Origin of the sequence: Amycolatopsis sp. NPDC051061 (genome assembly GCF_040682935.1) — a bacterium.
Classification (GTDB): domain Bacteria; phylum Actinomycetota; class Actinomycetes; order Mycobacteriales; family Pseudonocardiaceae; genus Amycolatopsis.
In genome coordinates this window covers 1-6,619 of record NZ_JBFBBZ010000109.1, presented here as the reverse complement: position 1 = coordinate 6,619, position 6,619 = coordinate 1, and the positions used below count along the sequence as shown (strand labels likewise).

Annotated in this window: 6 protein-coding genes; 2 read left to right on the top strand and 4 right to left on the bottom strand. The window is 34.9% G+C overall.

What is annotated here, in order from left to right; genetic code table 11:
* Window positions 1-311 precede the first annotated feature (311 nt).
* On the bottom strand, window positions 312-1,610 hold the full coding sequence (locus AB0N03_RS51720) for a polysaccharide deacetylase family protein (protein WP_014017385.1): 1,299 nt from the start codon (window positions 1,608-1,610) through the stop codon (window positions 312-314).
* 168 nt (window positions 1,611-1,778) lie between these two features.
* On the opposite strand from AB0N03_RS51720, the gene AB0N03_RS51715 reads away from it, so the two are divergent.
* Window positions 1,779-2,459 (top strand): IS6 family transposase, encoded by a 681-nt coding sequence (locus AB0N03_RS51715; RefSeq protein WP_058212875.1) that lies wholly within the window; start codon window positions 1,779-1,781, stop codon window positions 2,457-2,459.
* A 226-nt stretch (window positions 2,460-2,685) separates the two neighbouring features.
* Here the strand turns inward: AB0N03_RS51715 and AB0N03_RS51710 are convergent, their stop codons facing one another.
* Together AB0N03_RS51710 and AB0N03_RS51705 are read right to left on the bottom strand one after the other, a co-directional pair.
* Window positions 2,686-4,803, bottom strand: coding sequence for a heavy metal translocating P-type ATPase (locus AB0N03_RS51710; RefSeq protein WP_001291323.1), 2,118 nt, complete (start codon window positions 4,801-4,803; stop codon window positions 2,686-2,688).
* Window positions 4,800-5,159, bottom strand: coding sequence for a metalloregulator ArsR/SmtB family transcription factor (locus tag AB0N03_RS51705; protein WP_003726380.1), 360 nt, complete (start codon window positions 5,157-5,159; stop codon window positions 4,800-4,802). Before AB0N03_RS51705 ends, AB0N03_RS51710 begins: the two co-directional genes overlap by 4 nt.
* Before the next feature lie 243 nt (window positions 5,160-5,402).
* Between AB0N03_RS51705 and AB0N03_RS51700 the strand changes: the two genes are divergently transcribed.
* Entirely contained in the window at window positions 5,403-5,954 is a 552-nt protein-coding gene (locus AB0N03_RS51700; protein WP_364388870.1) for a recombinase family protein, read from the top strand.
* 139 nt (window positions 5,955-6,093) lie between these two features.
* Here AB0N03_RS51700 and AB0N03_RS51695 read toward each other — a convergent pair.
* Window positions 6,094-6,619, bottom strand: a 526-nt coding sequence (locus AB0N03_RS51695; protein ID WP_364388867.1) for a hypothetical protein, incomplete at its 5' end; no start/stop codon positions are given.

Genomic DNA, 6,619 nt, shown 5'->3' with positions numbered 1-6,619 from the left:
AGTCAAAAGCATCGAATCGTCCTTGGACGATTCAACAAAAAAAGTAGTCGTTTTTGGACGACTACTAAGTTCTAAACATTCATTACCCAAAATCAATTTGGTCTAACATCGTTTCTCGACTAGCTTGATCTAATCCAAGATACGTTAAGGTCATAGCTTCACTTGAATGGTTTAATAAATGCATCACTAAACCAATATTATAGTTTGACTGGGTATAGACCTTATAAGCGCCTGTTTTACGCATGGTATGCGTTCCTAGATAGTTAATTCCTACTTATTGTCGGCGGAGCTGGACGCTTCTTTCACAACCTCTATCCTCGATCTTTTTGGTCATACACTTCTTTGACGTTGATAAATTGATCAAGTATTGGATTTTCTCCTTTTAGGTCAGCTTCGAAACGGATACCGTCAATATTGATTCTGGCGTTACGGTAGTAGTCAGTTCCTAGTTGTCCCCATGCAGGAGTTGAGGCATCGACATTGCAGAAGATATCAAATCCTTGTTGTTTCAAGTAAGCAAATTTTTGATTTGCTTCAGAATAAGGTTGCCAATCGCTGATGTCAGCGCCAAATGGGTAGATCAAAATATTTGTTTTGCCTAAAATAGGTGCAACTTCATTTTGCCAACGTTCATTATCTTGTTGGATATCGGCTAAAGAAGCTTGTGTCATATTCAAGTGTCCCCAAGTATGAGAAGCAAAACTCCAACCATCTTTCTTTAATTGATCAGCAACTTTTTTGGCTGCTTCGATTTCTTTGTTTGTTTTTTCGTTATCACCATATTCTGATTTTGATGTACGGTAACCTAATACACCATTATAGCCTGTTAAAGCTAATGTTCCTTTGGCGCCTTGATAAGAAAAATCGGGATGTTTTTTAATGAATGAATCGATCAATGGAACCATATCATAGTCACCAACAGTTTCCTTCTTATTGTCGATATAAATATTCTTGATTTGGTTCTGTTTATCGACAATCAACTTACTTGGAAATCCTGAATTGTCCATGTATTCATAATAGCTGACATCGTCTTGCGAAAGAATTAACGGTTTCTTTCCTTCTGGAAGAGAAACACCTGTAAAGGTCAGTTTTCCATCTGTTCCTTTTTTGACTAATCCATTTAGATTAACAAGAACATAGTTATTTTTATATAACTGATCAATGGTTTTATTGAATTCGGAAATAGTGACCATATAATCTTTATACCCTTGTGCTTGCTGGGTATGAAAAGCCTTAGCTGGATCAACAATCAGACTATGAAAGAAGACGTGTGAGATTTTGGTCGGGTCTTCCCATTTTACCAAGGATTCTTTTTCTTTTTTCAAAGTTGCTAACAATTGTTGCGCTTCTTTGGCGTCGTCTTTTTCAAGTAAGGCGATGGCTTCATCATAATGATAACTTGCAGCAAGCTGTTTTGCTTGATCAAGCTGTTTCGTCGTTTGTTTATCTTCAACAGGTTTTGAGCTGCTGCTTGAGTGTTGAGTTGTTTGACTAGTGTTTTCTAATTTATTGTTTGTTACTGCTTGTGTAACAAAAAAGATACTTACACCTAGAATAATAACAGTGCATACAGAAGTGACAGCCAATATGATTTTGTGTGTATGTTTCATTTTATCGTCCCCTACTACTTTTTGATTTCAAAAACCCCCGTAAGCTTTTCTTAACCTTTTGAAAAACTTCCCATAACCATTGTAACGAATATAGGGTTCTGTTGCAAAGTTTTAAATCTACTATCAAATAAGGTAGAATAATAGAAAAAGATAGCAGGAGGAATGACGATGAATCATTTTAAAGAAAAGCAATTTCAGCAGGATGTGATTATTGTAGCCGTGGGCTACTATCTTCGTTATAACCTTAGCTATCGTGAAGTTCAAGAAATCTTATATGATCGTGGCATTAACGTTTCTCATACGACGATTTATCGTTGGGTACAAGAATATGGCAAACTACTCTATCAAATTTGGAAAAAGAAAAATAAAAAATCCTTTTATTCATGGAAAATGGATGAAACGTACATCAAAATCAAAGGAAAATGGCATTATTTGTATCGAGCCATCGATGCAGATGGTTTAACCTTGGATATTTGGTTACGTAAAAAACGGGACACACAAGCAGCCTATGCTTTTCTTAAGCGGTTAGTGAAGCAGTTTGATGAACCGAAGGTTGTAGTCACAGATAAAGCCCCCTCTATTACAAGTGCCTTTAAGAAACTAAAAGAATACGGCTTTTATCAAGGGACAGAACATCGTACCATTAAATACCTGAATAATTTGATTGAACAAGACCATCGTCCAGTAAAGAGACGCAATAAATTCTATCGAAGTTTACGCACTGCCTCACCCACGATTAAAGGCATGGAAGCCATTCGAGGATTATATAAGAAAACCCGAAAAGAAGGCACTCTCTTCGGCTTTTCGGTGTCTACTGAAATCAAGGTATTAATGGGAATAACAGCCTAAATCATAGATACCGTAAGGGATTTTATTCTTTATTTAAAACTTTGCAACAGAACCCTATTATCTAAGGAAATCAAAGTATTAATGGGAACACCTACTTAATAAGGTTAGACTGTCATTTTAATATTTAAATGGCGCATAGTTTGCTTCATAACTAGCGTTCAAAAAAACTAAAAAGTATCATAAAAAGAAGGCACGCTTATAAACATGCCTTCTTTTATTTGTTGTGTTATTTAACTTTCATCAATCGTAATCCGTTTAATGTTACTAAAAGCGTTGCTCCCATATCTGCTACAATAGCAATCCATAGTGTTAGCCAACCTGGTATGACTAGTAGTAGAGCTAATAGTTTTATACCTAATGAGAAGGTGATATTTTGCTTAATTACTTTTAGAGTTTGACGGCTAAGTCTAACAATGAATGGTAATTTTTGTAAATCGTCGCCCATTAGAGCAACATCAGCAGTTTCGAGAGCCGTATCTGTCCCTGCACCGCCCATTGCAATACCAACCGTCGATGCAGCTAATGCTGGTGCATCATTAATGCCGTCGCCAACCATTGCTACTTTATTATAAGTTGTCCGCAACGCTTTAATCGAATCTAATTTTTCTTGAGGCATTAGATCTCCTTTTATTTCAGTCACACCTAATTGCTTACCAATAGATTCAGCGGTTTTAGTATTATCACCAGTAAGCATAATAGTGTGTTCAATTGACAACTTGTGGAGTTCAGAAATAACGGCAGCACTTGAATCTCTTACTTCATCCGCGACAGCAATTACTCCTAAAATTTGTTCGTCAGTACCGAAATACATGGCGGTTTTCCCTTGTTCTTGAAATTGTCTGTATTGTACTTTGACCGCTGTTTCTTCGATTACTGATGCAGAAAACAGTTTAGGGCTTCCAATATAGTAACGTATGTTTTGATGTATACCTGTAAGTCCTTTACCTGTGATAGATTGGAAATCCTCGATTTGTATTGACTTGTAATCCACATTAGTTTTATCCGCTTCGTTTAAAATAGCAGAAGCTAATGGGTGTTGAGAAAGAGATTCCAACGATGAAATAATCGATAGATAATTTATATCAGTTTCAGAACTGGTTGCAATGAAATCCGTTACGACAGGCTTTCCTTTTGTTAAGGTTCCAGTCTTATCGAAAGCAATTGCTCTCAAATGACCAATTTCTTCCAGATAGACTCCGCCTTTTACTAAAACACCATTTTTTGCTGCATTACCAATAGCCGAAACAATTGAAACAGGTGTTGAGATCACTAATGAACAAGGACATCCGACAACTAAAATGGATAACCCTTGGTAAAGCCATTTATTCCAGTCACCACCAAAGAATAGCGGAGGAACAACCACTATCAAAAGGGCCATAATAATTATGAATGGCGTATAGTATTTTGCAAATTTATCTACAAAGGCTTGTGCAGGAGCTCGTTCTCCTTGCGCTTCTTCAACTAAGTGAATGATTTTGGCAATCGTTGTATCCGTTACTTTTTTTGTTACTTTGACTTCAAGAACACCTTCTTCATTTAGTGTTCCTGCAAACACTTCATCATCTAACTGTTTTTCAACAGGAACCGATTCTCCTGTTATTGCTGCTTGATTTACTGAAGAATGACCGTTGATAACAAGCCCATCCATGGCTATTTTTTGTCCGGGTTTAATGATCATAATATCGTCGATATCGATTTTATCGACACTGACTAATTGCTCTACATTGTTTCTCCTGATAAGAGCTTCTTTGGGAGCTATATCCATAAGAGAACGAATCGACTGTCTTGCTTTATCCATTGAAAATCGTTCCAAAGCTTCGCTAATAGCAAATAGTATTACTACAATAGAACCTTCGGCCCATTCTCCAATAAATGCGGCCCCAATAATTGCAATAGTCATTAAAGATTCCATGGAGAAGTCCAATTTGATCAAATCAGAGAACCCTTCTTTAAATAAATCAAATCCACCAATTATTATTGCCAATATATAAAGAGCTTTCGTTAATAAATGATCTTCGCCCAATGATAGTTGGGAAATCACAGCAACAAGTATAAAACCAAGAGAGATGATTAAAGCGATATTCCGTTTAATAAAAGACTCTTTTGATCTAACTTGTTCATCATTTTCTTGATCATCACGAATGATAAGATTTTCGAAGGCTCCCGCTTCTTCGAGTTCTTCAATTGTTGTTTGGCCTTCTACTGAAATCTTACTTGCACCAAAGTTTACTGTTGCACTCGTAACTCCTGGCAACTGCTTTACATTTTTTTCAAATTTACCTGCACAATTTGTACAGCTTAATCCTTCTATTCGATAGGTTTTTTCGGTCATTTTCTCACTCATGCTAGCACCTCTTCTTTAAAATTTACGCCAAGCTCCATAAGATTTAAGATTTTGATATTTTTAATAAAATAGTAGACTAACTTACCATCCTTGTGACTATCAACTACTCCCAATTTTTTTAAGGAGTTCAGATGGTGTGAAGTTGTTGCGACCGAAGCATCAATGATATTAGCAATATCACAAACACATAGCTCATCTTCATGAACTAAAGCATGTACAATTTTAAGTCGATTTTCATCTGACAATATTTTAAAGAAACCACTTACTGACGGAGTATCAAAGTTTGCTAGTTTAGATTTAGCACGATTAACTTTGTCTTCATGAATACAAGTTATTTCACAAATTTCATTATTCATACGATCATTCCTTTACATTCAAATGTTTGTTTGAATGTATTATATCAGAACATCCATCTATATTCAAGTGAATGTTTGAATGTTCATAAAATGGTCATTTTATGGACACTCTTCTTTTCTTATTAAAATTCTCAAAAACATTTATATTTATTGTTCATAAACCCGTGATTTATTCTATGTTCATTTATACATATCTTTCTAAGTTATGATACAATACAATAAATTAAAATGAAGGAGAAAAAAATGAATATAGGATACGCACGAGTTTCAACTGGACTTCAAAATTTAGATTTACAAAAAGATAGTCTCAAAAAATATAACTGTGAAAAAATATTTACTGACCATATGTCAGGAAGTAAAAGAGAAAGACCTGGATTAAAATCCGCCATCGAATTTTCTCGTCCTGGAGACACGATCGTTGTTTGGCGGTTAGATCGATTAGGTAGAAATATGGAGGACCTCATTAATATTGTTAATTCTTTTAATAATAAGGGGGTAAGTTTTCATAGTCTACAAGAAAATATTACAATGGATAAATTAAGTTCGACTGGACAATTGATGTTTCATTTATTTGCGGCCTTTGCGGAATTTGAGCGAAACCTTATTTTAGAACGTTCTGCCGCTGGTAGAGAAGCCGCACGTGCAAGAGGAAGGCTTGGAGGAAGACCTGAGAAATTTTCAGAGAAAGACATAATGCTTCTTAAAACCTTGGTAGAAAGTGGTACGCCGATTAAGTCGATTGCGGATTCTTGGGGAGTGTCAAGAACAACGATTTATAGGTATATAAATAAATGAAAATTTTCTCAATCTCCTTATCCCTTACTAGAAGCCTAGTATTGATTAACCGTTCTTTTAATCGTTGTAAATATTTAAAAGCTCCTTTAGTTTCATAAAGGAGCTTTTATTATTAAATTAGAAGCTATTTTTTACTAAGTTATTTATTGGTTTTTACAACTATCATTCCAATTTTTTCATAAATCTTTTTATAATTATTTAGTACCATGAAGAAGCAAAATGTGATTACAAACACTAAAATACCTGGAAGTATATTATATCTTATGAGTAAATTAATTGAGCTACTCCCAAGTCCAATGTTTCCACAAATACTATAAGCTGTGAAAATCCCTGCAACCAAAGAAATTGGTAAGCGAAACTTAGGAAATAATAGATAGTTTCCTTTCTCCTCTAAACTTAATCTTTGATAGAAATATTGAGCAGAAAAATAGAAGAGAAAAGTAGTTAGTATAACAAATCCATCTAATATCAGCCAATGTGAATAGGTATCAAATCGGACAAAAAATGATTGATAATAAATTCCATCATTTTTATTATTGAAAATATTGTTGAAGACATTGTTCAAGATATCTAAAATATTTTGCTTTATCAACTCTAATCCAAAGACAAAGCCGATCAAAGATAAGGCGCCTGTAATCCCCTGTCCCAAAAGATCGGAAGAGCAC

Excerpts from the sequence above, each read along its gene's own strand:
- AB0N03_RS51720 (WP_014017385.1), bottom strand. The coding sequence starts at position 1,610 with ATGAAACATACACACAAAATCATATTGGCTGTCACTTCTGTATGCACT.
- AB0N03_RS51715 (WP_058212875.1), top strand. The coding sequence starts at position 1,779 with ATGAATCATTTTAAAGAAAAGCAATTTCAGCAGGATGTGATTATTGTA.
- AB0N03_RS51710 (WP_001291323.1), bottom strand. The coding sequence starts at position 4,803 with ATGAGTGAGAAAATGACCGAAAAAACCTATCGAATAGAAGGATTAAGC.
- AB0N03_RS51705 (WP_003726380.1), bottom strand. The coding sequence starts at position 5,159 with ATGAATAATGAAATTTGTGAAATAACTTGTATTCATGAAGACAAAGTT.
- AB0N03_RS51700 (WP_364388870.1), top strand. The coding sequence starts at position 5,403 with ATGAATATAGGATACGCACGAGTTTCAACTGGACTTCAAAATTTAGAT.